The organism is Streptomyces sp. NPDC043427 (assembly GCF_056436655.1).
In genome coordinates, this window is the sequence record NZ_JBWKCC010000027.1 from 76,214 (window position 1) to 101,059 (window position 24,846).

Here is a 24,846-nt window from a genome sequence, read left to right on the forward strand (position 1 = left end):
GGTTGCGAATCGAGAGGAGAGACGAGGGGGCGGCGGGGTGGGTTGTAAAGAGATGGCAAAGTCGCGGGAGGCGGTGCTCGCCGCTCCGCGGACGTCGGTGAACGGTGTTCCGGCAGGCGGTGCTCGCCGCTCCGCGGACGTCGGTGAACGGTGTTCGGGGAGGCGGAGGTGTCGGCCCGTCCCGGCGTCAGTCCTCGATGCGGACCTGCTTGGTCTCGCTCACCTGGTCCACGTCCGACACCCGCACCGTCACCTTCATGTCCCAGGTGCCGGCGATGGGCAGGTTGAAGGAGTCCGCGACCCAGTAGCCGCCCCGGTCGGTGACGCGGGTGTCGAGGGGACCGATCTTCTGGCTGGGGAGGGTGAACGTGATGCGAAGTTCGGGGACGACGGCCACGCTTCCGTCGAGGCCGAAGACGAGGGCCTCCACCTCGTTGTCCCCGGCCCGGTTGGACTGGAGGGTGACCTGGACGCGGCCGCGCGCCGAGCCGACCTCGAAGGGGACGTCGGTGACGGAGGCGGCGGTCACCGCGCTGGAGCCCGACGACCCCGACGATGTGGACGCCTCGGCCGCCGCGCGACCGGGGAGGGTGTTCGTCAGTACGGTCGTGATCATCAGCACCAGGACCGAGATGGCGACCTCGACCAGCACCGAGCGGCGCAGCGCCTTGCGGTGCGCGTCCTCCGGGTCGGCCCGCTCAAGGGCCTTGGCGGCGCCGGGGGCGTCCTCCCTGCCCTCGGGCTCCGCCGGTCCCCCCACCTGCGCGGGCACCCGCTCCTTCACCGCCACCTCGGCCTCCTTCTCCGTCTCCGTCTCCGCCGTCACCAGCCGAGCCGTCCAGCGCCGTGAGTAGCCCGCCGCCGCCAGCAACAGCGTCACGGCCGCCAGCTTGACGAGCAGGATGCGGCCGTACGGCGTCCCCGTCAGCGCGTTCCAGGAGCCGAGGCCGCGCCAGGACTGGTAGACGCCGGTGACCGCCAGGACGATCACGGAGGCGAAGGCCAGCCGGGAGAAGCGGGCGAGGGTGAGCGCGGGGAGCGGGCCGCGGTGGAGCAGGGTGAGCAGCGCCGTCAGACCGCCCAGCCAGGCCGCCGTCGCCAGCAGGTGCAGCACGGAGGACGTCATCGCCACCGGCACCTGGATCCCGGCCGACGCGTGCTCCGCCGACGCCCAGGTCAGCGCCAGGCCGACGGCGACGACGGCGCCCGCGCCCAGGGTCACCCGGTCGGGCCGTTCCTGCTTCCGGGCGCGCAGGAGCAGTACGGCCGCGCACAGCAACAGCAGCAGGCGGGCCAACAGGGCCAGGCCCGGACGGGTCGTCAGGGTGCGGCTCAGGGCGGACGGGTCGAACACGGTCGCAGGGCCGGTGCCGGACTCGTAGGGCGCGCGCAGCAGGAGGAGTGCGACGGTGGAGACCAGCAGCGTCCACCAGCCGACCACGAGCGTCCTGCGCAGGCGGCCCGGCTCGGGCGGGCGGCAGACGGCGAGGAAGACGGCCGTGCCGACGAGCAGCGCCGCCGCGCCGTACGCGAGGTAGCGGGCGAGGTCGTAGAGGCTGCCGGTGGCCGGGTTCTCGACGGGGCCGGTGCTGATCGCGGCCGGGGTCGGGGAGGGCTTGCCGACGGAGTAGGTGAAGGCGCCGGAGACCGGGTGGCTGTCCGCGGACACCACTCGCCAGGCCACGACATACGTACCCTCGGTGGCCTTCGCGGGCAGGCTGACCTGCACGGTGTCCGACCTGCCCGAGGCGTGCCGGGCCTCGCCCTCGTCGACCCGGCGGTTGTCGGGGTCGAGGACGCGCAGGGAGTCGTCGAGCAGGCCCACGGACTCGGTGAAGGTCAAGGTGAGGGAGCGGGGTGCCGTCTTGAGGACGGCTCCGTCGGCGGGGTCGGTGTCACGGAGGGCGGCGTGGGCCGACGCCGGTCCCGCGCCACCGAGGACGAGCAGGACCAGCATGGCGCCCAGCAGCACCAGCCCTTGAAGCCGCCGTGTTCCGTCTCGTCGCCCGCCATGGCGCTCTTCGTCCACGTCACTACTCCGTCTTCGGACTCGCCGCTCGGGGATACATACGGTTGCGAGCCCACCGGTGCTCACTTCAGGCCCGAGGTGACACGTCTCACCAGGTCGGCCGCGCCGACACCCCGCCGTCGATCACCAGATCCTGCCCGGTGATCCAGGACGCGAGCGGCGAGGCCAGAAACACGCACGCGTCGCCCACGTCCTCCGGCCGGCCGAGCCGGTCCAACGCGACCGCCCGCCGCCACCGCGTCACGCCCTCCGGCCAGGCCTCCGCCAGTCCCTCACGGTCGATCAAACCGGGCGAGACCGTGTTGACGCGGATGCCGTACCGGCCGTACTCCAGCGCCGCGGACCGGGCGTGCATCACGACCGCCGCCTTCGACGCGGCGTAGTGGGCGTGCCCCTCTGCGGGCAACCGGGCCTCGACGGAGGCGATATGGGTGACCGTGCCGCCGCCGTCCTGTTCCCGCATGATCTCGGCGGCCGCCTGGGTGCAGGCGAAGACGCTGGTCAGGTTGGTGTCCACGACCTCCCGCCACTGGGCCGCGGACATCTCCGGGAGCGGACTCACCGGCTGGACGCCCGCGTTGTTGACGAGGGTCGTCAGCCGGCCGCCGCCCCACTCGGCGGCCTCGCGGACCAGTCGGCGGCACTCGTCCTCGTCGGTCAGCTCGGCGCGCAGGACGACGGCCCGGCCGCCCAGCTCACCGATGAGCGAGGCCACTTCGCGCGCGGAGCCGACGGCCGTACGGCAATGCAGCGCCACGGCGGCGCCCTCCTGCGCGAACCGCAGCGCGATGCCCCGGCCGATGCCGCCGCCCGCACCCGTGACGAGCGCGGTCAGGCCCGCCAGCAAGCCCGTGCTCCCCGTCCTCATGGACGGCACAGTTGCACGATCCGGGACGCCAGCGCCGGATAACGCGCCGTCAGGTCGGCCGCGTCCCCGTGCTCGTACCCCGCGTCCGTGAACCCCGGCGCCATCGTGCAGCCGAAGAACGTCCACGCGCCGCCCGCCATCACCCGGCCGCCCATCCAGGTACCCGCGGGCACCGTGAACTGTAGGTGCTGGCCTGCCAGGACGTCAGGCCCGAGAACGGCGGTGCGGGAGGTGCCGTCGGGGGCGAGGAGCAGCAGCTCCAGCGGGTCGCCGAGGTAGAAGTGCCAGACCTCGTCGGTGGGCAGGCGGTGCAGGGCGGAGAAGTCGTCCGCGGTCAGCAGGGCCACTATGGCGGTGCCCTCAGGGCGGCCGTCGGCCCGCTCGGGTCCCGCCCAGGTACGGCGGAACAGGCCGCCCTCGCGCGGGATCGGCTCCAGTCGGTAGTGGGCCACGAGGTCCTCGGGAGTCACCCGGGGAAGGCTACATCCCGCCTGAGGAAAGCCAGTTGGGCCCGCTTCTCCGGCAGGTACACGTCCGGCAGGTCGATCTCCGGCAGCGTCACGACCGGGCCCGCCTCGAAGCCCTGGCGCAGGAAGCGGGACACCGCCTTCTCGTTGCCCACGTCCGGGTCCACCACGACCCGGCGCCGGCCCAGTCCCCGCAGGACGTACGAGGCGATGACCGACACCAGCGCCGCCGTCCAGCCCGCACGCGCGCCGTCGGGTCCGGCGGGGGCGAGCAGCAGGTGGACGCCGATGTCACCGTGCTCGACCGGGTAGCACTCGCCGACTCGGTCGGCCTCCGGCTCGTACGTCTGGAGGAGCGCCGCGGGCTCGCCGTCCTTCACGACCAGGTAGGCGTGGTGGGTGTCGAGGGTGTCCATGTGGGCGTAGATCTCGGCGACCTGGTCCCTCGTCAGGCCGTTCATGCCCCAGAAGGAGGCCCGTTCCTCGGCGGCCCAGCGGTGGATCACGTCCGCGTCGGCCTTCGGGTCGAGGGGCAGGACGCGGACGGTACCGAAGCCGTCGAGCACCTGCTCGTGGACGGGGGTGCGCGGGGTGCGCTTGTCAGACATCGGTCTCCTTCGCGGTCTCCTTCGCGGTTTCCTTCGCGGTTTCCATCGCGGTTTCCTTCGCGGTTTCCTTCGCGAGACGGTCCCAGTCGTCGCATACGGGGACGAGCTGCCCCTCCAGCCACAGCGGGAGTTGGTCGTGGTGGTGCGGGTCGCCGGGGTCGCCGGACGCGCCGAACGGCACCACCCAGCGGCTGTCCTCGCGCCGGGCCAGGTCCCACACGTAGCGGGCGGCCGGGCCGCGCGCCGCGAGGTCGGTCCAGCCGGGCACGGCCGAGGTGCACAGCACACAGTCGTGGTCGCCGGAGAGGACCGGGCCCTCGTACGAGGGGTCGGTCAGCGCGCGCCAGGGGGCGAGGCGGTGGGTGTCGCCCCAGCGGGCGGACGGCAGCCCGGCGACCTTCTCGAGGGCCGCGCGGACGACGGCGGGGCGGTCGACGCCGTACAACTCCTCCACTCGCAGGAGATGTTCGAGGGCGAAGCCGATGCGCGGGACGAGGGCGAGCCAGGGGAGGAGGACCTCCGGGTAGGCGGGCGGGGTGGTCAGCGCGGCGAACGCCGGGTGCGCGGCGAGGAGGCGTACGACCGCGCCGCGCACCGCCGCATAGGCGGACGCGTCCCGGCTGTCCGCGTCCATGCGGCGGTCCCAGCGCAGGAGGCGGTCGCGCAGGGCAGCGGCCTCGTCGGACAGGTCGTCGAGGGCGGCGAGGTGGTCGAGGAGGGGCCCGGCGGAGCCGAGGTGGGTGTCCGTGTGGATCGCGGGCATGTCCGCCGCGGACCACTGGCGGCGCTCGTCGAGGAGGGCGCGGATGCGGTCGGCGCGGTGCGGCGGGGCGAACTCGACGCCGAGCGGGGCGGCCGGGCCGCGCTGGTTGGCCATGACCGCGATGCCGTCGGTCAGACCGGCGCGGGGCGTCTCGTGCCAGCCGGTCCACTCGTGGCCGGGCTCCCACGCGGGCACCAGGCGGGTGCGGTTGGCCTCGGCGCGCACCGGCACCCGGCCCGCGACCCGGTGCAGCAGGCCGCCGTCGGTGTCGGCGGCCTGGACGACGTTGACGGGCTCGGCCCAGGCGTCGAAGGCGCGGTCCACGTCGGCGACCCGGCGGGCCCGCAGCAGCGGGAGCAGGGCGCCGAAGCCGAGGTCGGCGGTGACGCGGGGCGGGTAGCGCAGGCTGAGCGCGACCGGGGTGCCGTCGTCGAGTCCTTCCGGGCCACCGGCGATCACCGGTCCGCGCTCGGTCTCGATCACCTCGACCTCGACGGTCTCCTCACCCGCCACCCGGACCAGCTCCGTGTGCCGGGCGGCGCGCCGCCACACCCCGTCGGGGTCGAGGGCCTCGATGCCGGCGCCGGTGCGTCGCAGCCGCTCCCTGTAGAGGTCCTGGTAGTCGGCCATGGCGTTGGTGATGGCCCAGGCGACCGTGCCGGTGTGCCCGAAGTGGGCGATGCCCGGGACGCCGGGGACGGCGAGGCCGATGACGTCGAACTCGGGGCAGGCGAGGTGGATCTGCTGGTAGACGCCGGGGTCCTCGATGAAGCGGTGCGGGTCGCCCGCGATGACGGCCTGTCCGGTGAGCGTGCGCTCCCCGCTCACCAGCCAGCCGTTGCTGCCGGAGGTGCCGGGGCCGTCGGTGGCGAACAGGCCGACCGCCTCGGGGCCCAGGTGGCGTACGGCCTCCTCCCGCCACAGTTTGGCGGGGAACCCGGCGAAGAGGATGTGGGTGGCCAGCCAGACGGCGAGCGGGGTCCAGGGCTCCCAGCGGCCGGGGGCGAGGGCGACGCGATCGAACTCCCGGGTGACATGGAGGCCCTCGTTGACGCCGTCGACGTACGAGCGCACCCACTCCGCCGTCTCCGGGTCCGACTCCCCTAGCGCGGCCCAGCAGCGGCGGGCGGTGTCGTCGAGGCGGGCACGGCGGGCGAACACGTCCCAGGGCACGGCCGCGGCGCCGAGGAAGGACGCCGAGGTGCCCTGGGCGCGGTGCCGCTCGACCTCCAGCTGCCAGGCGCGGTCGTGGGCAGTGACGCGGCCCTGGGCGCGGGCGAGCGCGAGGGGGCTGCCCGCGCGCAGGTGCGGGACGCCCCAGGCGTCTCTGTGGATCTCGGTGGTCACCCTGTGGCCCCTCTATGCTTTAGGTTAGCCTTGCCTAAGTCGACTGTTGCGGAATCGTACGCGAGGGGTGGAGGCGCGATGGCGCAGGGGCGGGGATGGGAGGGCGCGGTCCTCAGGCTGATGCGCGCCAAGGACTTCGAGTTCACCGTGACGGACGCGGAGGATGTCACACCGCACTACCGGCGCCTGCGTCTCACCGACGGCGGCATGCTCGCCGCGACCGGCGTCCACCCCACCATGTGGGTACGGCTCTGGTTCGACAACGCGGGCAAGCCGCACCAGCGGGCGTACACGCTGGTCGACCCCGACCCGGCCACCGGCACCTTCTCCCTGGAGTTCGCCCTCCATGAGGGGTGCGCCAGCGACTGGGCCCGGGCGGCCAAGCCGGGCGACACCATCGAGGCGACGGTCCAGGGCACCGGCTTCCAACGGCCGCAGCCCGCCCCCTCGCACGTCTTCGCGATCGGCGACCCGGCGTCGCTGCCGGCTCTCAACTCCTTGCTGGCGGAGTTCGAGGCCCCGGCGACCGTCTGGTTCGAGGGCACCCCCGACGACCTCCCCCTCCGCGCCGACCCCGCCCGCCACGACCTGCGCCCGGTGCCCCGCCGCGAGGCCGGGGCCCACCTCGTCTCACGCGTACGGGCCGACCTGCCGGACCTGCTGAGGGCCACCCCGGAGCCGTACGTCTGGATCGCCTGCGACACGGCGACGACCCGCGCCCTCTCGTCGTACGTCCGCAAGGAGCTCGGCGTTCCCAAGCAGCGCACGCACGCGCTGGGGTACTGGCGCGCGACCTGATCCCGTACGCGGGATCATCGACGCATGGACGTCACCCTGCACCTCTCCCAGGACCCCGAGGCCGACGAACTCCTCGGACGCTCCCCGCTCGCCGCGCTGGTCGGCATGCTGCTCGACCAGCAGGTGCCGATGGAGTGGGCGTTCAAGGGGCCCCGCACCATCGCCGACCGGCTCGGCTCCTCCGACCTCGACGCGCACGAGATCGCCGCCCAGAGCCCCGAGGCCTTCGCCGCCCTGCTCTCCGAGAAGCCGGCCGTGCACCGCTACCCCGGCTCCATGGCCAAGCGGGTCCAGCAGCTGTGCCAGTACCTCGTCGAGCACTACGACGGTGACGCCGAGGCGGTCTGGCAGGGCGTCGACAACGGGCGAGAGCTGCTGAAGCGTCTGGAGGCCCTCCCCGGCTTCGGCAAGCAGAAGGCACAGATCTTCCTGGCCCTCCTCGGCAAACAGCTCGGCGTGGCCCCCCAGGGCTGGCGCGAGGCCGCCGGCGCCTACGGCGAACCGAAGTCCTTCCGCTCCGTCGCCGACATCACGGGCCCGGACTCCCTGACGAAGGTCCGCGCCCACAAGCAGGAGATGAAGGCGGCGGCGAAGGCGGCGAAGGCGGCGAAGCCCGCCAAGTAGCCGTGGACTGGGGGCCTGCCCCCGGCGCCGGAGGAGGCAGGGAGCCACCCGTCGTCCGGCGGCCGCACCGACCACGGCGGGAGCAGCGAGACACCCGCCGGTCAGCGGCCGCACCGACCACGGCGGGGGCAGCGAGACACCCGCCGGCCGGTGGCCACCTCGCCACCGGCAAGGCCACGCGAGCAGCCGCCGACCAGCCGCCCGCCCCGGCAACCGGGAGGCAGCGAGACACCCGCCGCCCGCCCGGCAACGGCAACGGCAACGGCGCAGGCAGCGAAGCACACCCGCCAGCCCTGTCCACCACTCCGCCACCGGCGAAAGGGCGCGCCAGCAGCCGCCCGTGGCCCGCTGGCCGGCAGCTCGCCACTCGCGAAGCCGCAGGGCGCGCGTCGGTCTACCGGCAGGGCCCGATGCCGGCCCATCGGCCAGCCGGGGCTGGCCCGGCGCTCGGTCGGACGGGCCGTTTCAACAGGGGCGGAGCCGCGCGGAGGATCCGTCAGTCGAGCGGACCGTCTCGGATGGCGGGGCGGTCGTGGTCGGTTTCAGGATGGATCATGACCGAGCCACCGACCGGCTCCCCCAGGGGCCCGGAGTACGACGACCGGAGGGTGCACGCCCGGCACACCGCGACCGCTCACGAGCCGGAGCCGCCCTTCGAGGGCCCGCTGCACGCCCTGTCCCGGGCCGCCTGGCAGGTCGTCCTGGGCACCGGCGTCGCCTCTCTGGTCATGGGCGTGCTGGTGCTGGTCTGGCCGGGCGCCTCCCTGTTCGCGGCCGGCATCCTCTTCGGCCTCTACCTCGTGATCAGCGGCGTCCTCCAGCTCGTCTCCGCCTTCGGCACGCACAAGACCACCTCGCTGCGCGTCCTGGCCTTCATCAGCGGCGCCCTGTCGATCCTGCTGGGCCTGTTCTGCTTTCGCGGGCCCATGCAGTCGATCCTGCTGCTCGCCCTGTGGATCGGCATCGGCTGGCTGATCCGCGGGATCACCCACACCCTGGCCGCCGCCTCCGACCCGTCCATGCCCGCACGCGGCTGGCAGATCTTCCTCGGGGCCCTCACCGTCGTGGGCGGCATCGTGCTGATCGACTCCCCCTTCGAGTCGGTCGCCGTGCTCACCCTCGTCGGAGGCATCTGGCTGGTCGCGGTCGGAGTCGTCGAGATCGTCGTCGCGCTCACCATCCGGAGGCGGGCCCGTCAGCTCCCGCACACGGTGTGATGGCCGCACCCATACCCTGTACACCCCGTACGCCGTGCGAGCGGATCTCGCGGCCCGTGCGATGAACCCCCCGGGGCCGGCGGGGACATGACTCCCGTGAGCGCCACGCGAAGCCTTCCGCGCAGCCGCGCCTGGCTGCGGGTGCTCGCGCTGCTGCTCGCCGTGCTGGTACCGGCCGCGCACGCCGCGGCTCATACGGCGCCCGTCGAGGCAACCGTCGGCGAGAGCGTGGAGTACGACGTCCTCGACACGCTCCTGCGCCCCCCGGCCCGCAACACCCACCGCCCCGCCGTACCCCTGCGCCCCGCGCCCCTTCCGGCCCCGCCGCCCGGCGTCCCACCGGTCCTGCCGCCCCCGGCACCGCCCGGCCCGCCGTACGCCCCCCGCACCCCGCACCCCCTGCGTTCCGTGGTCCTGCGCTGCTGACGTGCCCGCCTCCCCAGGCCAGTCGGCACAACTCCTCACACCCGCGACAAGGACCAAGGAACACAGCCATGCCCTCAGACCCGTACGCCGTCCTGCGCGCCCTGTTGCGCGCGGAGGCCGCCCGCAGCACCCAGAAGCCGCAACTGAAGGAAGCCCCGCCGCAACAGCAGCGGCCCCCGGAGGAACCGGGACGCTGAACCACCGGCGGAGGCGGGCCGACCGCCTCCGCCACGCCCACGCGTGACGAGGAACACATCAGCTCTGGGGAGGGAATCAGCTGAAGCATCAGGGGAAGGGGATGCGCGCTGGGTGCGCCCGGATCGAAGACCGGGCGCGCTCTTTCCGGTTCGCCCCCTTTCGCGGCACCTTTCCCCCCTCACACTCCGTCGCCATGGCTGCGCCCTGAAGGTCTGGGCCGGTAGGCTTTCCGTGTGATCTTCAAGCGCATCGGAAACGGCCGGCCGTACCCCGACCACGGCCGGGAAAGCACCCGGCAGTGGGCGGACGTCGCGCCGCGCCCGGTCCGCCTCGATCAGCTGGTGACGACCAAGCAGCAGCTCGACCTGGAAACGCTCCTCGCCGAGGACTCGACGTTCTACGGCGACCTCTTCGCGCACGTCGTGAAGTGGCAGGGCGACCTCTACCTGGAGGACGGCCTGCACCGCGCGGTGCGAGCCGCGCTGCAGCAGCGCCAGGTGCTGCACGCGCGCGTGCTCGAGTTGGACTGACGTCGACCGGTTGCGGGTTGGCCCTTTCGGGTTCTCCTGCGGCGGCCGAATGATCATCTAGTAGGCATGGCCGCCCGGGCGCACTACGCTGCGTTCATGAGCATGCTGACTCCCCGGGGCATGGGCGGCAAGTACCGGATCACGGGGAACAAGTACCCACGAATGCGCCCCCATCGGCGGCGCGCCAGGCTCGCCGTACTGACGGTCGCCTGCGCCACTGCGCTCGCAGTCGCGGGCTGGGGAACCCTGCAGCTCATCGACGTCTTCACCGGTGGCGGGGGAACGGCCTCGGCGGCCGGTACCAAGGCGGACTGCGCCACCAAGGCAAGCCCCCCGGCCAGCGCGACACCCGCGGCGACGGCCGTGCCCGGGCCGGGCCGGATCACCGTCAACGTCTTCAACGCCACGCCCCGCAGCGGGCTCGCCAAGAAGACCGCCGACGAGCTGAAGAAGCGCGGCTTCCGCATCGGCGACGTGGGCAACGCGAGCAAGGAGTACGACAAGAAGGTCGACGGGACCGGCTTGCTGCTCGGCCCCGCCTCCTCCCTGAACACCTCGCTGCCCGTCCTCGCCACGCAGCTCGCCGGCGCCGAGCGCCGCACCGACGCCGCCCGCAAGGGCGACGCCGTCGACCTCGTCATCGGCACCGGCTTCAAGGAGCTGGTCAAGCAGGCGGACGCCGACAAGGCCCTGGCCGCGCTGTCGGCGCCGAAGCCGACGCCGAGCGGGGGCAAGAAGAGCTGCTGAGGCGGGCGGTGCGGCTTATTCAGCCGCGCCGTACAGCCGGTCCCCCGCGTCGCCCAGGCCGGGGACGATGTAGCCGTGCTCGTTGAGGTGGTCGTCGACGGCGGCCGTGACGACCGTGACCGGCGTGCCCGCGAGCTCGCGCTCCATCAGCTCGACGCCCTCCGGGGCGGCCAGCAGCACCACCGCCGTCACGTCGTCGGCACCGCGCTCGATCAGCTCCCGGATCGCCGCGACGAGCGTGCCGCCGGTGGCGAGCATCGGGTCGAGGACGTACACCTGACGCCCGGAGAGGTCCTCCGGCATGCGCGTGGCGTACGTGGACGCCTCCAGCGTCTCCTCGTTGCGGATCATGCCGAGGAAGCCCACCTCGGCGGTCGGCAGCAGCCGCATCATGCCGTCCAGCATCCCGAGTCCGGCCCGCAGGATCGGCACGACCAGCGGGCGCGGGTGGGAGAGCTTCACGCCGGTGGTCCCGGCGACCGGCGTGATGATGTCGACCTGCTCGGTGCGCACGTCGCGCGTGGCCTCGTAGGCGAGCAGGGTGACCAGCTCGTCGGCGAGGCGACGGAAGGTCGCGGAGTCCGTGCGCTGGTCGCGCAGCGTGGTGAGCTTGTGGGCGACCAGGGGGTGGTCGACGACGTGGAGACGCATGACCACAACAGTAACCGGGCCCCATGGGCCCGGCGCCCCTGACGTTCCACAAGGCTCTCCCCCCGGCTCGTTAAGCCATCCGCTGGCATCAAACCCGCCGACCGGGGGAAACCGGTGAAGACGGACTGGGGTGATGAGCCGATGCCCGACCTGCCTGACCGCACATCCGAACAAGGCCCGCCGCGGGGGCCGGAGACGGACGCCGAGCGCCGCCGACGGCGCGCCCAGTTCCTGCGCGATCTCGCCGAGGCCCGCGAACTGCGCGACCGCGTCCAGCCCCGCCGCGCGAAGGTCGCCCGGCTGCGACACGCGATGCGAATGCGGACGTTCCGCTGGTAGGTGCGTACACCGGAAAGATCCACGCCCACCGGGGCGTTGCGGAGGTGGGTGTGCGCGGACGCCTGGGAAAGCCGCGTACGATCCGCAGGTGGCCGCAACGAGTGTGCTGGTAGTTGCCAACGGACGTGCTCAGGGACGTGCGATCAAAACCACCGGACACAGGGAGCAGAAGACGTCCCCTGAACGCCTTGTTTCTGCCACGATTCCGAGTGGGCGGGGCTCGGAGCACAGCTCTCTCCGCCCGAAACCTCCGCCGGGGGGACCCCCAACCGGCACGCCTATGACCAGTGGGAGAGTCACGGTGTACTTCGCCGCACTGCTCGCGCGCACCGAAGACGGGTGGGAAGCGAGCGACACAGAGCTCGACGATGTGGAGACCCTGTCGGATCTGGCCGACCTGGCCCGGGAAGCCACTCCCGACGAGGACACGGTGCTCGTGCTGATCGAGCAGGAGGACGCCTGGTTCGGCGTCGTCCGCATCGACGGCGAGGAGGACCCTCGCATCTACGTCTCCGATGCCGCCGCCGCTGCCCGCAGCAGCTACGGGGAGATCCTGCTCACCGACGAACTGCTCGGCAGGGAGCCCGGCGACGACGACGCCGACCTGGACTCCCTCGACCTCGACGGCACCGAGGACGGTGACGGCGAGGACGACGACTCCGAGGACGGCGGCTCCGCCGACGCCGTGCCGCACGGCCCGGTCGGTGACGCCGGCATCCTCGACGACCTCGGGGTCACCGAGAAGGAGCTGCGGTCGCTGTCCGCGGACGCCGTCACGGAGATCGCCGACGCCCTGGGCGCCTCGGAGACCCTGGAGACCGTCCGCTGACCGCACCGACCGCGGGAGGGACGCCCGACCCGGTACGCGACCGGTGGCGGGCCGCGATGCGGCTCGCCCTCGACGAGGCCGGGCAGGCCGTCCGGGGCGGTGACGTCCCGGTCGGCGCGGTCGTGCTGGCCGCGGACGGCACGACCGTGCTCGCGACCGGGCACAACGAGCGGGAGGCCGTCGGCGACCCGACCGCGCACGCGGAGGTCCTGGCCATCCGGCGGGCGGCCTCGCGGCTGGGTGAGTGGCGGCTGTCCGGCTGCACGCTGGTCGTGACGCTGGAGCCCTGCACGATGTGCGCGGGCGCCCTCGTCCAGTCCCGCGTGGACCGCGTCGTCTACGGCGCACGTGACGACAAGGCGGGCGCGGCCGGCTCCCTCTGGGACGTCGTACGCGACCGGCGGCTCAACCACCGGCCCGAGGTGATCGAGGGAGTCCTCGCGGACGACTGCGCACGCCTCCTCACCGAGTTCTTCCGCTCCCGCTGACCACAGCCCTCCGCTCCCCCTGAATACCGATTTCAAAGCAGGCCCCACCGTGCTGTAAGGTCTCCCTCGGTAGCGTGTCCGAGCGGCCGAAGGAGCTCGCCTCGAAAGCGAGTGTGGCGCAAGTCACCGAGGGTTCAAATCCCTCCGCTACCGCTGTTGACGAGGGGCTCGATCCGATGGATCGAGCCCCTCGTGGCTATCCGGGCCGGCTTCTTGCCCAGGTACGACCAGACGAGGGCGCCGAAGACCGGGGCGTGGATCAGGAAGAGCAGCCACACCAGCTTCGGCACGAAGCGGACCTGCTCCGCCGGGGTGCGAAGGAAGTCGCGCAGGGCTCCCACCCACAGCAGGACCGCAACACCTATCAGAACCAAGGTCAGCAATCCCAGCATCGTCTTCTCCCCACTCTGCAGAGGCCTCGGAGCGGCCTTCACTGCTCCATCGGACGAGACCCCCCGAACGGTTCACGGCACCTCACGATCCGTTCTTTGGACATTGACCTGTTGATCCTTAAATAGGACCTGTAGTTACACTCACCGTCGTCGGCAACAGGGGCCCCCTACGGGCACATCACTCACAGGGGAGGCCGCGGTGGCGGTGAACGCCAAGAAGATCGCCGTGTACGTGCTCGTGGTCTTCATTCTGTACGTGATCATCACGGACCCCGCCAAGGCCGCGGACTACGTCCAGATAGGGTTCGAGGGCATTTCGGACGCCGCCAAGGCCATCGGCGAGTTCATGACGTGGATCGCAGGCGGAGCCAAGTAGCCAGGTCCACCGCACACGCTGGGAGCGCCCCATGATCCGCCACCTGGTCCTCTTCAAGCTCAACGAGGGCGTCGAGCGCGACGACCCACGGGTCGTCGCGGGCGTCGCGGCCTTCCGCGCCCTCGGCGACACGATCGAGGAACTGCGCTTCTGGGAGCTGGGCTGGAACATCAGCGACCGGCCCATCGCCTACGACTTCGCGATCAACTCGGCGGTCGAGGACGCGGACGCCCTGAAGCGCTACCTGGAACACCCCGACCATCAGGCGGGCGTCACCCTCTGGCGGGAGTTCGCCACCTGGGTGGTCGCGGACTACGAGTTCTGAGTCGCGTACGGCCGGATTCCGGTCCGCGTACCACCGAAGCCCTCCGCCGGTCCGGCGGAGGGCTTTTGTGCTCCATACGCTCCATTATCGCCCTCAACACGGAGATATGCGGTGCTTGCGCACAGTGCACATGTCTTGTGATGCTATGACCGCTTTTGACGGATGAGTTGACCGATGAAGAGGTGGCGTTGACCGTGTCGGCCAGTACTGCGCCGCCCCAGGAAGAGACTCCCGCTCAGGCTCGGCCTCAGGCGCAGGCACCGGCGCCGGCACAGGCCGAGGCGCCCGCCCCGGAGAAGCGCCGGGGAGCCGACACCCGGGCACTCACCCAGGTGCTCTTCGGCCAGCTCAAGGAGCTCCAGCCGGGCACGCCGGAGCACAACCGCGTGCGCGCGGCGCTCATCGAGGCGAACCTCCCGCTCGTGCGCTACGCGGCCGCCCGCTTCCGCTCCCGCAACGAGCCCATGGAGGACGTCGTCCAGGTCGGCACCATCGGCCTCATCAACGCCATCGACCGCTTCGACCCGGACCGGGGCGTGCAGTTCCCGACGTTCGCGATGCCGACGGTCGTCGGCGAGATCAAGCGGTACTTCCGCGACAACGTGCGCACGGTCCACGTACCGCGCCGGCTGCACGAGTTGTGGGTGCAGGTCAACAGCGCGACCGAGGACCTGACCACCTCCTTCGGGCGCACCCCCAGCACCGCCGAGATCGCCGAGCGGCTGCGCATCACCGAGGAGGAGGTGCTGTCCTGCATCGAGGCCGGACGGTCGTACCACGCCACCTCGTTGGAGGCCGCGCAGGAGGGCGACGGGCTGCCGGGCCTGCTGGACCGGCTCGGCTACGAGGACCCGGCGCTGGACGGCGTGGAGCACCGCGACCTGGTCCGCCACCTCCTCGTCCAACTCCCGGAACGAGAACAGCGCATCCTCCTCCTGCGCTACTACAGCAATCTGACCCAGTCACAGATCAGCGCGGAACTCGGCGTCTCCCAGATGCACGTGTCGCGGCTACTCGCGCGTAGCTTCCAGCGACTGCGATCCGCAAACAGGATCGAGGCGTAACCCCCAGGGGCGAATCGCTCACCAGGGCTGTTCCCGACAGTTGTGGGCCGAAAATCCGTCAGACCCCCTCTTTCCAGGGCCGTTTCGTAACTGAGATGTCGACATGTCACTACAGCGTGTTGCCGACATGTGACATTCTGCGGGAAGCGCGTTTGCCGAGGCTTCGGCTCCGGTATTCAGGTGAAGGTCGGCGTTCCTCGATCGGAGCGTTCGCCGCGACCGTCCCGCGACCCAAAGGGGGTGGCATGTCCGTAGACCAGGGCAGCTCGAAGGTGCTCACGCTCACGAAGAGCGAGTCCGCGCCCGACGCCGCGCTCCACGACGTTACGGCCATCGAGGCCACCCCGGCCCCGGCCTTCACGGCATCGGAAGCCATCAACACCCGCACCCTGTCCCGCTCCCTGTTCCTGCGGCTCGCCGCACTCGACGAGAACAGCCCCGAGCGCGCCTACGTCCGGGACACCCTGATCGAGCTCAACCTCCCCCTCGTGCGCTACGCGGCGGCCCGCTTCCGCTCGCGCAACGAGCCCATGGAGGACATCGTCCAGGTCGGCACCATCGGCCTGATCAAGGCGATCGACCGCTTCGACTGCGAACGGGGCGTTGAGTTCCCGACGTTCGCGATGCCGACGGTCGTGGGCGAGATCAAGCGCTTCTTCCGCGACACCTCCTGGTCGGTGCGGGTGCCGCGCCGGCTCCAGGAGCTGCGCCTGGCCCTCACCAAGGCCAGCGACGAGCTCTCCCAGAAGCTGGACCGCTCCCCGACGGTCACCGAACTCGCCGCGGTCCTGGGCGTCTCGGAGGAGGACGTCGTGGACGGCCTCGCGGTCGGCAACGCGTACACGGCCTCGTCCCTGGACTCCCCGGCCCCCGAGGACGACGGCGGCGAGGGCTCCCTGGCGGACCGCCTGGGCTACGAGGACACGGCGCTGGAGGGCGTCGAGTACCGCGAGTCCCTCAAGCCCCTGCTCGCCAAGCTCCCGCCCCGCGAGCGGCGCATCATCATGCTGCGCTTCTTCGCCAACATGACCCAGTCGCAGATCGGCGAGGAGGTCGGCATCTCCCAGATGCACGTCTCCCGCCTCCTGACCCGCACGCTGCAGCAACTGCGCGACGGGCTCATCTCCGACTGAGTCACGGGGCCCAGGCAGTTCTGGGAGCCCCCGGCTCCCAGAGGCTTCCTTCCTGACGGAGCGTCAGCCACACTGACGCGATGCGTCGAGCAACCAGGACACCTGGCCGCCGCCGCGCGCTGACCGGCGCGTCGGCGGCCGCCGTCTGCCTGGGCGCGATCCTGGCGTCCTGCGCGACGGACGGCGACGGGAACGGAAGCGGCTACGTGGCGATCGGCCCCGGGGGCGGCCCCTCGGCGTCGGGTACGGCGATGGGGCCACCGGGGGATGTGAGGTTGGTGCCGCTGGACGGGCCCGGGAGCCGGTCGGACAACGCCCCGGGGAGTGGCGACGGTTCCGGAGGTGACGGCAGCTCGGGGCGTGACGGCAGCTCGGGGGACGGCGACGGTCCCGGGGGCGACAGCGGCCCGGGGAACGGCGCCCCTCCGGGGAACGCCAGTGGTTCGGGCGACGGCAGCGGCCCGGAGAGCGAAGCGGGCCCGGAGAACACGGGAGGCTCGGGAAACGCGGGATCCTCGGGCAGCGCGGAAGGCTCGCCCAACGCAGGAGGCTCGGGGAACGCGGAAGGCTCACCGAGCACAGGAGGCCCGGGGACCCCGGGCCCCTCAGACAGCGGGAACGCCCCGCCCCCCGCCCCAGCACCCGCCCCCTCGCCTACGAGCCCACCACCCCGCCCGCCTTCGAGCGGTACGCCGATTCCCGCACCCCCGGCCGCCCTCACCACCGGAACCCCACAACGCGAGCCCACCGACAGACGCTGGTGCGAGAAGGTCACCGTCGCCTTCCACAACACCGGCGGAACACCGGTCCGTTTCGGCACGGTGACCTTCGGGACGCACATCATCGGCGCGCTCGGCATCGACTGGGCGACGATCGAGTCGACGGAGCGACTGCCCGCCCCGATCGCCGCCGGCGCACGTAAGAAGAAGACCTGGACGGTGTGCGTCGAGGCCTGGCGCGTCCCGCTGGGCATGCACGTGGAGACGCGGGACATGTCCGTGCGGTGGAAGTGACGCCGTAGGACGGCGGGGTCGCCGCAGGGCTCGTCCCTACTTCAGGGCCAGCCAGGCCACCGCCGCCACGATCGCCACCGCGACGATCACGCCGATGATCAGGCCGACGCGGGGGCCGGAAGAGGTCTGCTGCTGCGAGGCCCGGGGGGCCTCGTCGACGAAGGCGCGGAACATCTGGGTGCTGCCGGCGGGATCGTGGTTGCCCTGGGGGCCCTGGGTGTTAGCCATGCCCCGAGACCCTAGCGAATCCGGGGTTGCGGCCCAAGTGGGGGTAACGGACCCCTGTCACCGCAACTCACCTGCCTGTTTACGGTCGCAATACTTGCCTTTGCCAAGTTTTTGTCCACAGCACCCCCGACTTTATTTGCCTGTAGCAACCAAGCGGTCCTATGGTTGCCCTAAGCAACGATAACTGGGAGGTGTGATGGCCGAGCAGGCGCAGTACGAGGAGCTCGCGCGTCAGCTCAGCGCCGTCGGGGCCGTGAAGCGGGACCTCGGGCGGATCATGCCGCCGGACTGCCCGGCCGGCTCGGCCGCCGTACTGACGCTGCTCGGGCGGAACGGCGACATGCGCATGAGCAAGCTCGCCGAGCTGCTCGCGGTGGACATGTCGGTCACCAGCCGCCATGTCGCGCACGTCGCGGAGCGGGGCTGGATCCAGCGCTGCCCCGACCCCGCGGACAAGCGCTCGCGCATCCTGCGCCTGACCCCGGCGGGCAGCGCGCAGCTGGACGAGCTGTCCCGGCGGAGCACCGACCTGCTGGCCGACCGCCTGAGCGACTGGACCGACGAGGAGGTCGAGCAGCTCATCCGGAGCCTGTCCCGGCTACGGGCCAGCTTCGGCGACTGCCGCTCGGCGCCCCGGTCGGCGACACCGCGGCCGCCGGCACCCCGGCCACCCGTACCGCCGACGGGCCCCACACCGGCCGTACTCGACACAACCACCCGTACACCTGCGAACACGTAAGAAAAGGAAGCCCATGGCAACGACCACACCAGCCGGTGTGCGGGCTCACGCCAAGCACGGGGGAGGTTCCCACGGGCCCTCCGACGGCGAGCCGATGACGCACCGGCAGATCATGGAGGCGCTCTCCGGGCTGCTGCTCGGCATGTTCGCCGCCATCCTGTCGTCCACCATCGTCTCCAACGCCCTGCCCGAGATCATCAAGGACCTCGGCGGCGGCCAGAGCGCGTACACCTGGGTCGTGACCGCCGCGCTGCTGGCGATGACGGCCTCCACCCCCATCTGGGGCAAGCTCGCCGACCTGGTCAGCAAGAAGGCGCTCGTCCAGATAGCCCTGGTCGTCTACATCCTCGGCTCCGTGGTCGCCGGCCTGTCGCAGAACTCCGGCATGCTGATCGGCGCCCGTGTGATCCAGGGTCTCGGTGCCGGCGGTCTGACCGCCCTGGCCCAGATCATCATGGCCGCGATGATCTCCCCGCGTGAGCGTGGGCGTTACTCCGGCTACCTGGGCGCGACGTTCGCCGTCGCGACCGTCGGCGGTCCGCTGGTCGGCGGTGTCATCACCGACACCGACTGGCTCGGGTGGCGCTGGTGCCTGTACGTCGGCGTGCCGTTCGCGTTGATCGCCCTGTTCGTGCTGCAGAAGACGCTGCACCTGCCGGAGACGAAGCGCAAGGTCAAGGTCGACTGGGCCGGTGCCTTCTTCATCACCGCGGCCGTCAGCCTGCTGCTGGTCTGGGTCACCTTCGCCGACGACAAGTACGACTGGCTGTCGTGGCAGACCTACTCGATGGTGGGCGGCGCCCTGGCGCTCGCGCTGGTCTTCCTGTTCGTCGAGACCAAGGCCGCCGAGCCGATCATCCCGCTGCACCTGTTCAGGAACCGCACGATCGCGCTCGCCTCGGTCGCCTCCCTGTTCGTCGGTATCGCGATGTTCGCGGGCACCGTGTTCTTCAGCCAGTACTTCCAGCTGGCCCGCGACAAGTCCCCCACGATGTCGGGCGTCATGACGATCCCGATGATCGCCGGACTCTTCGTCTCCTCCACCGTGTCCGGGCAGGTCATCACCCGCACCGGCAAGTGGAAGGCGTGGCTGGTCGCCGGCGGCCTGCTGCTGACGGCCGGTCTGGGTCTGCTGGGCACCATGCGGTACGACACCGCGTACTGGCACATCGCGATCTTCATGGCGGTCATGGGCCTCGGCATCGGCATGATGATGCAGAACCTGGTCCTGTCCACCCAGAACCAGGTCGCCCCGCACGAGCTCGGCGCCGCCAGCTCGGTCGTCACCTTCTTCCGGTCCCTCGGCGGCGCGGTCGGCGTCTCGGCGCTCGGCTCCGTGATGACGACCCGGATCACCCACTACGCCCAGGACACCATCGGTCAGCTCAGCCCCAAGGAGCAGATGGCGGCGGCCAAGGCGAGCGGCAGCAGCGCGCTGCCCGACATGGACGCGCTGCCCACGCCGATCCGCACCTGGCTGGAGAGCGCGTACGGGCACGGCATCGCCGACATCTTCCTGTACGTCGCCCCGATCGCCTTCCTCGCCTTCCTGGTCACGGTGTTCATCAAGGAGGTCCCGCTGCGGACCTCCGGCGCGCTGGCCCAGGCGGCCGAGGCGAAGGCTCCGGCGGCAGCCGGCGTGGCTCCGGCGGTCGTCGCCGAGACCCCGGCGACCGCCGCGCAGGAGACCGTGACGAGCCAGGCGGTCGCGGACACCGAGACCGGCCCCGAGGGCACGCAGCGGCTCGCCGCCGCCGTAGCGGTGGCCACGAAGGAGTCCGCCGGTGGCGGCATCCCGGTCCGCGGACACGTCCGCGGCGCCGAGAGCGCGCCCGTCCCGCAGGCCGCCGTCACCCTGATCTCGCTCGCCGGCCGCCAGCTGGGCCGCTCGGTCGCACAGGCCGACGGCGCCTACACCCTGGACGCGCCAGGCACGGGATCGTACGTCCTGATCGCCTCCGCCGACGGGTTCCAGCCGCAGGCGTCCACGATCGTCGTGAACGGTGACGAGCCGGTCGCGTACGACATCCTGCTCAGCGGCACCAGCGGGCTGAACGGCACCGTGCGGGCCGCGGGGAGCGGGCTGCCGGTCAAGGACGCGATAGTGATCGTGACCGATGTGCGCGGTGATCTGCTGGTCACCGGGACCACCGGTGAGCAGGGCGAGTTCGGCTTCGCCGAGCTGGTGCCGGGTGCCGTGACGGTAGCCGTCAACGCCGCCGGGTTCCGGCCGCGCGCCCTGCCCGTCGAGGTGGGCGGCACCGGGGTCACCCGCGTCGAGGTCGACCTGGACGCCGGGGCCCAGCTCCAGGGCGTCGTACGGGCACCGCACGGACCGCTGGCCGACGCGCGCGTGACCCTCGTCGACGCGGCGGGCAACGTGATCGGCACGTCGACGACCGGGGAGGACGGGGCGTACGCCTTCGCCGACCTCGACGGCGGTGACTACACGGTCATCGCGACCGGTTACCCGCCCGTCGCCACCGCGCTGACGGTGAACGGCACCGGAGTCGACGGCCACGACATCGAGCTCGCCCACCCCGGCGAGTAGACCGACCCCGGCCCGTGGCGGGCGGCGCGTCCCGAGCTTCGGGCGTGCCCCGCCGCGGGCCGGTTCCCTGCGTTCCATGGGTGCCACGGGTGCCACAGGTGCCATGGGTTCCCTGTGAGGAGTTGCTGAGATGGGACTGACCGCGAGGATTCAGACCCGTGACGGATGGGCCGTGTCGCACGCGGTCGTCACGGTGACCGACATGACGGGCACGCAGGTGCTGCGCGCCGAGGCCGACACGGACGGCGTCGTACGGGACGCGACGGAACTCGCGCCGGGGGCGTACACCGTCATCGTCACGGCCGTCGGGTACGCGCCCGTCGCCTCCAGCGCGATCGTCACCGGTGGGGGTACCTCCCGCTCGAGCGAAGCCGAGAGTGGGGGAGGACGGGCCGAGGTCGGCACGCTCACGCTGGCCCGGCAGGGCGGCACCGAACTGCCGCCGCCCGGGCCGTGGACCGTCGACCCGGCGCACTCCACGGTCGGCGCCGTCGCCCAGCACCTGGGGATCTCCAGCGTGCACGGGCGGTTCACGGACTTCACCGCCGCGATCGAGATCGCCCCGGACGACGTCACCAAGTCCCGGGTGGAGGCCGTCATCCGCGCCGCCTCCGTCGACACGGGCAACGGCATGCGCGACAGCCACCTCAGGTCCGAGGACTTCCTGGACGTCGAGAAGTACCCCGAGATCACCTACCGCTCGACCGGCCTGACCGCTGCGGGCCAGGACCGCTGGACCGTGCACGGAGAGCTGACCCTGCACGGCGTCGTACGACCCGTCGACCTGGACCTCGCCTACCTCGGCACCGGCTCCGACCCCTGGGGCGGAACCCGGGCCGCGTTCCGGGCGACGACGGAGCTGCGGCGCGAGGACTTCGCCATGAACTACAACCAGGTCGTACAGGCCGGCATCGCCGCCATCGGTACGACGCTGAAGGTGGAGCTGGACGTCCAGGCCGTGCAGGGGGATTCACTGCCGCAGGCCTGAGCGTATGCCCGGCAGGGTCAGCCTCGGCGGCGCCCCCAGCGCCTAGGACCTGTCGTTTGGATCACGCCGCAGACGCGGGGTGAGCACCGTCGATTCCCTGCGACCTGGTCCAAACGACAGGCCCTAGGCTGGCGCCATGGCACCGAACATCGCGACCAACACGCGCGTCTCCCTGGACGAGTTGCTCGACTTCGTACGCCCCCGCCACCGCGCCCTCCTGCTGACCCGCCGCGCCGACGGCAGCCCTCAGGCGTCCCCGCTGACCTGCGGTGTCGACGACTCCGGGCGGATCGTGGTCTCCACGTACCCCGAGCGCGCCAAGACCCGCAACGCCAAGCGGGACCCCCGCGTCAGCGTCGTCATCCTGAGCGACGACTGGAACGGCCCGTGGGTCCAGATCGACGGCACCGCCGAAATCGTCGACACCCCGGACTCCGTCGAGCCCCTCGTGGAGTACTACCGCAACATCGCCGGCGAGCACCCTGACTGGGACGAGTACCGGGCGGCCATGCTGAAGCAGGGCAAGTCGATCATCCGGATCACGCCGGAGAAGTGGGGGCCGGTGGCCACGGGCGGGTTCCCGGCGCGGCTGGTCGACGGAGAGTAGGTCAGTCGCGTTCCACCATCGCCTCGATGCCCGCGATCAGCAGGTCCAGGGCGAAGGTGAAGTCGCGGTTCAGCATCTCCTCGACCGTGTCGCCGCCGCGGGCCGCCATGATGTCCTTCGACTCCTCGATGACGTCGGCGGCCGCGGGCGACTCGGTCACCGACGTCATGGCGTGCTGGAAGTAGTCGTCCGGGGTCATGCCGGCGTCTTCCACGCGGGCGAGGAAGTGGCCCTCGATCGTGCCGTAGCCGTACACGAACTGGAAGACGGCGGAGATGGCGCCCGTCACCCGGTGCGCGGGCAGCCCGGTGCGGCGGATGACGCGCTGGACCGTGCGGGAGAAGGCGAGCGAGTTCGGCCCGATGTTGAGGTACCGCCCGGCGAGCGGCGACACCCAGGGATGCCGGACCAGCTGCGTGCGGTAGGCCGCCGCCAGCGCGCGCAACTGGTCACGCCAGTCCTCGTCCCGCGCCTCCGGGTCCGGCAGGCTGAGTTCACCGAAGACCGCGTCCAGGGCGAGTTCGAGGAGCTCGTCCTTGGTGTCGACGTACCAGTAGACGGACATCGCCGTCACGTTCAGCTCCGCGGCCAGCCGGCGCATGGAGAACTTGGCGAGCCCCTCGGCGTCCAGCAGCCGGACGGTGACCTCGGTGATGCGGTCCCGGTCGAGCCCCGACGGCTGCCCGCCCCTACGACCACGCCGGCCCGCCTTGTCCTCCAGCCACACACTGCCCCGCGCGGCCCGCTCGGCTGCCTTCACCATGGCGCACCTTCCTGATTACGGTCACTTCTCAAGATGCTAGGTGGGCAGCGCCTTGAAGGGGCGCGGGGAACAGCGCGATCAACCCCACACGACCCGCAGCCGCACCACCGCATCAAACCCCGACCTCCTGGGAGGCCACCTCCGAGTCCGCCCGTTCCGCCCTGCGCAGCAGCACCGCCGCCACCAGCCCGCCCAGCAACACGGCCAGCGCCCCCACCAACTGACTGGTCTCCAGGCCGGAGGCGAACGCGTCGGCGATCCGCTGCTTCTCCTCGGCTCCCCGCGCCGCCGCGAGCGCCGCAGGCAACGACGACGCGGAGACGGCGACGAGCGAGGCGAACCGGGAGTTGAGCACGGCGCCGAGGACCGCGACACCGAGTCCGTTTCCGAACTCCGCGAGCGTCCCGTTGATCCCCGCGCCCACCCCCGCCTTCTCCGGCGGAATCGCCCCCATGATCGCGTTGGCCATGGCCGGCATGGACAACGCCACACCCGCACCCATCACGACCAGACCGAGCAGCATCCCGCCATACCCGTTCCCGCCGAGCAGCGCGATCGCAGCCAGCCCCGCCGACACCAGCGTCATGCCCAGCGCGATGGCCGCCGGCGTCCCGACCTTGAGCACCAGCCGCGCCCCGACCCCCGAGAAGTTGAGCACGACGACGGCCAGCGCCAGCGGCGCCGTCCGCAGCCCGGCGTCCAGCGGCTCGTAACCGAGCACGAACTGCAGGTGCTGGGTGAGCAGGAACAGCGACCCCGTCATGCCGAACGCCACGAGGATCGCGCCCGCGACGGCGCCCACGAACTTCTGGTCGCGGAAGAAGTGCATGTCGAGCATCGGGTGCTCCGTCCGCAGCTCCCACCGTACGAACAGGCCGAGAACGAGCACGCCGATCAGGGCGGCGACCAGCACCTGCCCGGAGGTCCAGCCGTGCTCGGGCCCGGTGATGATCGCGTACACGACGGCCGTCATGCCGATGGTCGACAGCACCGCGCCGACCAGGTCGGGCCGGTCGCCCGCCTTGTGCTTGGACTCCGGTACGAGCGCGGCGACCGCGACCAGGCCGAGCACGGCGACCGGGATGTTGATCAGGAAGATCGCGCCCCACCAGAAGTGGTTCAGCATCGCACCGCCGATCAGCGGCCCGGCCGCGAACCCGAGCGAACTGACCGTCGACCAGAGCGCGATGGCCTTGACCCGCTCCTTGTCGTCGAAAATCTGTACGACGACGGCGAGCGTCGTGGTCATCAGCAGTGCGCCGCCGACGCCCATGCCCGCCCGGGCCGCGATCAGCTGGGCCGGGTTCTGGGACAGTCCGGCGGCCAGCGAGCCGATACCGAAGATCGCGAGACCCGACATCAGCATCAGCTTGCGGCCGTAGCGGTCGGCGGCGTTGCCCGCGGTGAGCAGCAGGCCGGACTGCACCAGCGAGTACGCGTTCATCATCCACTGGACGTCGGCGGTCGTCGCATCCATCTCGCGGGTGAGCGAGGGGATCGCCACGTTCAGGATCGTGTTGTCGAGCAGCACGGTGAGCTGTGCGAGACAGATGACGCCGAGGATCAGCCAGCGCTGGGGGTGGCCCTGGGTGTGCGTCTGGGCCTGTTCCTGGAGGGACGTTGTCATGCTGTACACCGTAGAACGTTTCCCATACACCGTACAACGCGGTTTCTCGCCATGAGCCGTACGAGCCGTACGAGCCGTACGTCAGAGGGCGGTGGCCGCTGCCACCGCCCT

29 protein-coding genes and 1 tRNA gene are annotated in these 24,846 nt (G+C 71.6%); 20 read left to right on the top strand and 10 right to left on the bottom strand.

From position 1 onward, the window contains the following. Nucleotides 1-187 precede the first annotated feature (187 nt). The 5 genes from AC067M_RS33320 to AC067M_RS33340 form a co-directional block, all read right to left on the bottom strand. Nucleotides 188-1,972 carry a copper resistance CopC/CopD family protein gene (locus tag AC067M_RS33320; RefSeq protein ID WP_478700813.1) on the bottom strand — a complete coding sequence of 595 codons (1,785 nt, stop codon included), beginning with the start codon at nucleotides 1,970-1,972 and terminating at the stop codon, nucleotides 188-190. 145 nt (nucleotides 1,973-2,117) lie between these two features. Then, complete coding sequence (locus AC067M_RS33325; protein WP_478700759.1) at nucleotides 2,118-2,897, bottom strand: SDR family NAD(P)-dependent oxidoreductase; 780 nt, start codon at nucleotides 2,895-2,897, stop codon at nucleotides 2,118-2,120. Further along, nucleotides 2,894-3,367, bottom strand: a complete 474-nt coding sequence (locus tag AC067M_RS33330; RefSeq protein WP_478700760.1) for a cupin domain-containing protein — start codon at nucleotides 3,365-3,367, stop codon at nucleotides 2,894-2,896. Before AC067M_RS33330 ends, AC067M_RS33325 begins: the two co-directional genes overlap by 4 nt. Then, nucleotides 3,364-3,972: a GNAT family N-acetyltransferase gene (locus AC067M_RS33335; RefSeq protein WP_478700761.1), complete on the bottom strand. Its 609-nt coding sequence runs from the start codon at nucleotides 3,970-3,972 to the stop codon at nucleotides 3,364-3,366. Before AC067M_RS33335 ends, AC067M_RS33330 begins: the two co-directional genes overlap by 4 nt. After that, complete coding sequence (locus tag AC067M_RS33340) at nucleotides 3,965-6,082, bottom strand: penicillin acylase family protein (protein ID WP_478700762.1); 2,118 nt, start codon at nucleotides 6,080-6,082, stop codon at nucleotides 3,965-3,967. The genes AC067M_RS33335 and AC067M_RS33340 overlap by 8 nt, the downstream gene beginning before the upstream one ends. Before the next feature lie 78 nt (nucleotides 6,083-6,160). Here AC067M_RS33340 and AC067M_RS33345 point away from each other — a divergent pair, with 78 nt between their 5' ends. The 7 genes from AC067M_RS33345 to AC067M_RS33375 all read left to right on the top strand — a co-directional run bounded on the left by AC067M_RS33345 (nucleotide 6,161) and on the right by AC067M_RS33375 (nucleotide 10,622). Further along, the gene (locus AC067M_RS33345; protein WP_478700763.1) at nucleotides 6,161-6,880 is read left to right on the top strand and encodes a siderophore-interacting protein; all 720 of its coding nucleotides are present in this window, start codon (nucleotides 6,161-6,163) and stop codon (nucleotides 6,878-6,880) included. 24 nt (nucleotides 6,881-6,904) lie between these two features. After that, nucleotides 6,905-7,504 carry an HhH-GPD-type base excision DNA repair protein gene (locus AC067M_RS33350; RefSeq protein ID WP_478700764.1) on the top strand — a complete coding sequence of 200 codons (600 nt, stop codon included), beginning with the start codon at nucleotides 6,905-6,907 and terminating at the stop codon, nucleotides 7,502-7,504. A 554-nt stretch (nucleotides 7,505-8,058) separates the two neighbouring features. Beyond that, on the top strand, nucleotides 8,059-8,721 hold the full coding sequence (locus AC067M_RS33355; RefSeq protein ID WP_478700765.1) for an HdeD family acid-resistance protein: 663 nt from the start codon (nucleotides 8,059-8,061) through the stop codon (nucleotides 8,719-8,721). A 96-nt stretch (nucleotides 8,722-8,817) separates the two neighbouring features. Continuing rightward, nucleotides 8,818-9,147, top strand: a complete 330-nt coding sequence (locus tag AC067M_RS33360) for a hypothetical protein (protein ID WP_478700766.1) — start codon at nucleotides 8,818-8,820, stop codon at nucleotides 9,145-9,147. Between the two features lie 68 nt (nucleotides 9,148-9,215). Further along, nucleotides 9,216-9,344, top strand: a complete 129-nt coding sequence (locus AC067M_RS33365) for a hypothetical protein (protein WP_478700767.1) — start codon at nucleotides 9,216-9,218, stop codon at nucleotides 9,342-9,344. 234 nt (nucleotides 9,345-9,578) lie between these two features. Continuing rightward, complete coding sequence (locus AC067M_RS33370; RefSeq protein ID WP_004943146.1) at nucleotides 9,579-9,875, top strand: type II toxin-antitoxin system VapB family antitoxin; 297 nt, start codon at nucleotides 9,579-9,581, stop codon at nucleotides 9,873-9,875. A 96-nt stretch (nucleotides 9,876-9,971) separates the two neighbouring features. After that, on the top strand, nucleotides 9,972-10,622 hold the full coding sequence (locus tag AC067M_RS33375; protein WP_478700768.1) for a LytR C-terminal domain-containing protein: 651 nt from the start codon (nucleotides 9,972-9,974) through the stop codon (nucleotides 10,620-10,622). Nucleotides 10,623-10,637: 15 nt separating this feature from the next. On the opposite strand, the gene upp is transcribed toward AC067M_RS33375, so the two are convergent. Further along, entirely contained in the window at nucleotides 10,638-11,273 is a 636-nt protein-coding gene (gene upp, locus AC067M_RS33380; protein WP_478700769.1) for a uracil phosphoribosyltransferase, read from the bottom strand. 141 nt (nucleotides 11,274-11,414) lie between these two features. Between upp and AC067M_RS33385 the strand changes: the two genes are divergently transcribed. From AC067M_RS33385 to AC067M_RS33400, 4 genes are all read left to right on the top strand, one after another. After that, nucleotides 11,415-11,612 carry a hypothetical protein gene (locus AC067M_RS33385; RefSeq protein ID WP_133927912.1) on the top strand — a complete coding sequence of 66 codons (198 nt, stop codon included), beginning with the start codon at nucleotides 11,415-11,417 and terminating at the stop codon, nucleotides 11,610-11,612. A gap of 301 nt (nucleotides 11,613-11,913) precedes the next feature. Further along, the gene (locus AC067M_RS33390; protein WP_478700814.1) at nucleotides 11,914-12,441 is read left to right on the top strand and encodes a tRNA adenosine deaminase-associated protein; all 528 of its coding nucleotides are present in this window, start codon (nucleotides 11,914-11,916) and stop codon (nucleotides 12,439-12,441) included. Between the two features lie 56 nt (nucleotides 12,442-12,497). Continuing rightward, nucleotides 12,498-12,929, top strand: a complete 432-nt coding sequence (tadA, locus tag AC067M_RS33395) for a tRNA adenosine(34) deaminase TadA (protein WP_478700770.1) — start codon at nucleotides 12,498-12,500, stop codon at nucleotides 12,927-12,929. Nucleotides 12,930-12,997: 68 nt separating this feature from the next. Further along, nucleotides 12,998-13,082: transfer RNA gene (locus tag AC067M_RS33400), tRNA-Ser, on the top strand. Here AC067M_RS33400 and AC067M_RS33405 read toward each other — a convergent pair. Further along, nucleotides 13,064-13,321, bottom strand: a complete 258-nt coding sequence (locus AC067M_RS33405) for a PLDc N-terminal domain-containing protein (RefSeq protein ID WP_478700771.1) — start codon at nucleotides 13,319-13,321, stop codon at nucleotides 13,064-13,066. The genes AC067M_RS33400 and AC067M_RS33405 overlap by 19 nt on opposite strands. A 199-nt stretch (nucleotides 13,322-13,520) precedes the next feature. On the opposite strand from AC067M_RS33405, the gene AC067M_RS33410 reads away from it, so the two are divergent. From AC067M_RS33410 to AC067M_RS33430, 5 genes are all read left to right on the top strand, one after another. Then, entirely contained in the window at nucleotides 13,521-13,697 is a 177-nt protein-coding gene (locus tag AC067M_RS33410) for a hypothetical protein (protein ID WP_166662320.1), read from the top strand. Nucleotides 13,698-13,728: 31 nt separating this feature from the next. Continuing rightward, on the top strand, nucleotides 13,729-14,022 hold the full coding sequence (locus AC067M_RS33415) for a Dabb family protein (RefSeq protein WP_478700772.1): 294 nt from the start codon (nucleotides 13,729-13,731) through the stop codon (nucleotides 14,020-14,022). Between the two features lie 188 nt (nucleotides 14,023-14,210). After that, the gene (locus tag AC067M_RS33420) at nucleotides 14,211-15,086 is read left to right on the top strand and encodes an RNA polymerase sigma factor SigF (RefSeq protein ID WP_478700815.1); all 876 of its coding nucleotides are present in this window, start codon (nucleotides 14,211-14,213) and stop codon (nucleotides 15,084-15,086) included. Between the two features lie 245 nt (nucleotides 15,087-15,331). Further along, entirely contained in the window at nucleotides 15,332-16,219 is an 888-nt protein-coding gene (locus tag AC067M_RS33425; RefSeq protein ID WP_478700773.1) for an RNA polymerase sigma factor SigF, read from the top strand. Between the two features lie 80 nt (nucleotides 16,220-16,299). Continuing rightward, nucleotides 16,300-17,232 (top strand): hypothetical protein, encoded by a 933-nt coding sequence (locus tag AC067M_RS33430; RefSeq protein ID WP_478700774.1) that lies wholly within the window; start codon nucleotides 16,300-16,302, stop codon nucleotides 17,230-17,232. A 36-nt stretch (nucleotides 17,233-17,268) separates the two neighbouring features. Here AC067M_RS33430 and AC067M_RS33435 read toward each other — a convergent pair whose 3' ends face one another. Then, entirely contained in the window at nucleotides 17,269-17,460 is a 192-nt protein-coding gene (locus tag AC067M_RS33435; protein ID WP_478700775.1) for a hypothetical protein, read from the bottom strand. A 196-nt stretch (nucleotides 17,461-17,656) separates the two neighbouring features. Between AC067M_RS33435 and AC067M_RS33440 the strand changes: the two genes are divergently transcribed. The 4 genes from AC067M_RS33440 (at nucleotide 17,657) to AC067M_RS33455 (ending at nucleotide 22,345) form a co-directional block, all read left to right on the top strand. Beyond that, nucleotides 17,657-18,199 (top strand): MarR family winged helix-turn-helix transcriptional regulator, encoded by a 543-nt coding sequence (locus AC067M_RS33440; protein ID WP_478700776.1) that lies wholly within the window; start codon nucleotides 17,657-17,659, stop codon nucleotides 18,197-18,199. Between the two features lie 94 nt (nucleotides 18,200-18,293). Continuing rightward, nucleotides 18,294-20,750: an MFS transporter gene (locus AC067M_RS33445; RefSeq protein ID WP_478700816.1), complete on the top strand. Its 2,457-nt coding sequence runs from the start codon at nucleotides 18,294-18,296 to the stop codon at nucleotides 20,748-20,750. Nucleotides 20,751-20,880: 130 nt separating this feature from the next. Beyond that, nucleotides 20,881-21,738, top strand: a complete 858-nt coding sequence (locus AC067M_RS33450; RefSeq protein ID WP_478700777.1) for a YceI family protein — start codon at nucleotides 20,881-20,883, stop codon at nucleotides 21,736-21,738. Between the two features lie 136 nt (nucleotides 21,739-21,874). After that, complete coding sequence (locus AC067M_RS33455; RefSeq protein ID WP_478700778.1) at nucleotides 21,875-22,345, top strand: PPOX class F420-dependent oxidoreductase; 471 nt, start codon at nucleotides 21,875-21,877, stop codon at nucleotides 22,343-22,345. 1 nt (nucleotide 22,346) lies between these two features. On the opposite strand, the gene AC067M_RS33460 is transcribed toward AC067M_RS33455, so the two are convergent. Both AC067M_RS33460 and AC067M_RS33465 read right to left on the bottom strand, forming a co-directional pair. Further along, the gene (locus tag AC067M_RS33460) at nucleotides 22,347-23,108 is read right to left on the bottom strand and encodes a TetR/AcrR family transcriptional regulator (RefSeq protein WP_478700779.1); all 762 of its coding nucleotides are present in this window, start codon (nucleotides 23,106-23,108) and stop codon (nucleotides 22,347-22,349) included. 112 nt (nucleotides 23,109-23,220) lie between these two features. Further along, nucleotides 23,221-24,735: an MFS transporter gene (locus tag AC067M_RS33465; RefSeq protein ID WP_478700780.1), complete on the bottom strand. Its 1,515-nt coding sequence runs from the start codon at nucleotides 24,733-24,735 to the stop codon at nucleotides 23,221-23,223. Between the last annotated feature and the right edge of the window lie 111 nt (nucleotides 24,736-24,846).